Source organism: Hydrocoleum sp. CS-953 (assembly GCF_002260545.1).
In the GTDB taxonomy this organism is placed as follows: Bacteria; Cyanobacteriota; Cyanobacteriia; order Cyanobacteriales; family Microcoleaceae; genus Trichodesmium.
This window is the reverse complement of record NZ_LGSU01000191.1, coordinates 1-2,394: the sequence shown is the minus strand read 5'-3', so window position 1 is coordinate 2,394 and position 2,394 is coordinate 1. Positions and strand designations below refer to the sequence as shown.

The window sequence follows — 2,394 nt, the reverse complement described above, 5'->3', positions numbered from 1 at the left end:
AATTTTAAATGCTATTTTTATTGAGAGAAACAACCAAAAAATTATCTATTTTTTTAGGTGGCATATTGTTTAGTTGTCTAGCATCAACTCCTGCTTTAGCTCAACTTTCAATAGAAGAAATTAATTCTATTGCTAGACAAACAACTGTATTAATTGCTCCAGCATTAACTCCTAAATTACGAGAAGACTTAGAAGAAAATCGTAATAATCCATTACGAAAATCAGGTATTTGGAATCCAGGTTCAGGGGTAATTATTGCTAAAAAAGGAAATAAATATTATGTGCTAACTGTCGCCCATAATTTTTTACAAAGACACCTAGACAACAAAGATTATTGGCAAAAATCACAAGGGAAGCCATACTATGGAATTAGAACTTATGATGGCGAGGTTCATACTGTTAGAGATGTTAATGATGGTAGAGGGTGTCCTTTAAAAGGTAGCCCAAAATTCACAGTATTAGTGAGATTTGGTTGTCGCGATCGCTTTATTCTTAATACTAATATAGTCGATTATACTGTTGGTACAGATCAGGTTAGGGGTATCGACTTGGCGATCGTTACATTTGAAAGTAAAAATAATTATATAGTTGCTCCCCTAGGAGACTCACGTCAGGTGAACCTCAGTGACAGAGTTTATATTTCTGGGTGGCCTGACCCGGAAAGAGAGCAAGACCCGCAGACAGGTAGATGTCGTGAAAGAGTGGCTCGCAGACAACGACGTTTAGCTTGGGGTCCAGTTAGGGGAAAAATTAATGCTGCTCCTCAGCATCAGGGTTATAGTATTTTTTATACTGATGAAACTGCTGCTGGTATGAGTGGAGGACCTGTGTTTGATAGCAATGGTCGGGTAGTTGGTACTCATGGGTTAGGTAGTCGGAATAAACCTTTATGTGGTGGTAATCTTGAGGCGGGAAGTGAAACTGAGTCTGGTGGTGATACTGATAGTATTTCTGGTGGTGAGACTTTTGATTTTAATAAGTTGCAGAAGCGTTATAGCAGTGGGCAAAATGTTAATTATTTTGAGAGTTTAGTCAAAGAATTTGATTTTAGTTTGGCTTTCAGACGGGAGTTACCTGATGCGGAAGTAATTAAAGCTGGTATTACGCCAATTAAAAATTTTAAGGTTGCTAGTAGTAGTGGTCAAGTAGAGTTTGATGCAAGTGAGGATGTGTTTGACGATCCTAATGATGTTGTTGATGATATTTATAAGTTGTATACGTTTGAGTTGGAAAATATGATTAGGGATGAACCTTCTGGTGGTAGTGGGAGCTTATTGTTAGATTAATAGGACTTATGCAAAGACGATATATATAGTGTTTAAAACTATAACGTTATAGTTTTTTGAATCTATATATAGTACCTCTGCGTAATTCCTAATTAAATATCAAATGAGTCAGGAGTCAGAAGTCATAATGAATACGTTTGATACATTTTTTTGTTTACAGCAGTTTTGATTTGAGTAGACCACAGTAGGGACTAACCATGGTTAGTCCCTACAAGGTTTTGGTTGTGACGATGTGGTTGATCCATCTGAAAAGCGTTGTAATATTAATTATGGCTTATATCAAATCCGCTGGGCAACGGAAGTGATATAATTCTACCATCAGAAAAGAGCGAAAACTCCTAGTTTATGGAGGGTTTGGAGACCAAACCCCTACNCGCTGGGCAACGGAAGTGATATAATTCTACCATCAGAAAAGAGCGAAAACTCCTAGTTTATGGAGGGTTTGGAGACCAAACCCCTACGGGGCAAGAATTCTACCGATACTACCGGATTTGATATTACTGATTAAATCTCAAAGTCTTTACAGATAAAGGTTTTAGCCTTTTTAAGTCTGGAAAAAGTACCTATTTTTCAGCTCTTTATGCACGGTTCCCGAAAAATCAAAAAGTTAGCATTTTGGGAAACACAAGAGTTGAGCAAAAAAATTACTCCCATACGGACGTTGCATAACAAAAATGCGTTTTCCGTTCCGGAATGCTCCGCTTTCGATATTGCGCAGCAAAACGTCCCTACCTACTCCCCTACTCCCCTACTCCTACTTCCCTACTTAAGAAAGTAACCGTACGAAAAAAACTGTAGAAAATCGTGACAGCTTTTATCTTGATATTGGATTAACCAATACAGGCGCTCTCGGCACAGCTCACTATTCCCTCAACAGTAAATGCTCCTGGGAATTTCTTGTCTTATATTTGAAGACTGCCATTGATATCCGCATTAATCACTTTACCAGTTGCACTTCTGAATAAACCACGTTTAACTCGCTTGCCTAAATAATTTTCATGGCATATTGGTTTTTCTAAGTCAATAGCAGATGTTTTACTGGTGTAACTTTCTTCAGTTTCAATGACTTTTACCCCAACCAGTTGACATTTATAAGTTATCTGTTGAA

Annotated in this window: 2 protein-coding genes; one reads left to right on the top strand and one right to left on the bottom strand. The window is 37.6% G+C overall.

Features of this window, described 5'->3' with window-relative positions; genetic code table 11:
- Positions 1-20 precede the first annotated feature (20 nt).
- Positions 21-1,286 carry a serine protease gene (locus AFK68_RS01585; protein ID WP_246843927.1) on the top strand — a complete coding sequence of 422 codons (1,266 nt, stop codon included), beginning with the start codon at positions 21-23 and terminating at the stop codon, positions 1,284-1,286.
- A 902-nt stretch (positions 1,287-2,188) separates the two neighbouring features.
- On the opposite strand, the gene AFK68_RS01580 is transcribed toward AFK68_RS01585, so the two are convergent.
- The coding region (locus tag AFK68_RS01580; protein WP_210407169.1) for a zinc ribbon domain-containing protein at positions 2,189-2,394 on the bottom strand (206 nt) is incomplete at its 5' end.